The organism is Chromohalobacter sp. HP20-39 (assembly GCF_033052815.1).
Lineage (GTDB): Bacteria > Pseudomonadota > Gammaproteobacteria > Pseudomonadales > Halomonadaceae > Chromohalobacter.
Genome location: NZ_JAWHTP010000858.1, coordinates 1 through 257 on the forward strand (window position 1 = coordinate 1; position 257 = coordinate 257).

The 257-nt window shown below is 73.5% G+C and carries 1 protein-coding gene; it reads right to left on the reverse strand.

Annotation, left to right across the window (positions count from 1 at the left end):
• Nucleotides 1-44: 44 nt before the first annotated feature.
• Nucleotides 45-257, reverse strand: a 213-nt coding sequence (locus RVY79_RS20405; RefSeq protein ID WP_317466412.1) for a hypothetical protein, incomplete at its 5' end; no start/stop codon positions are given.

Genomic DNA, 257 nt, shown 5'->3' on the forward strand with positions numbered 1-257 from the left:
GCCGCCGCCCCAGAGCAGTGCGGTCAGCGCGAACAATGCGGCCGTCATGGCGTGTCGCCGTTGAGCAGCGCGCGCCAGCCGCCCGCATCGATCCGCGCGCTTTCCGCCTCGAGCCGGGTGAGCGCGGAATCGAGCATCGTTCGCTCGCCCGGCGAAAGCCTGCCGAGCAGCCGCGCCTCGATCGCACTGCCGAGGGCTGCGATCCGGTTGAAGGCGGCGCGGCCGCTGCGCGTGATGCTCACCGCGGCGAAGCGCCG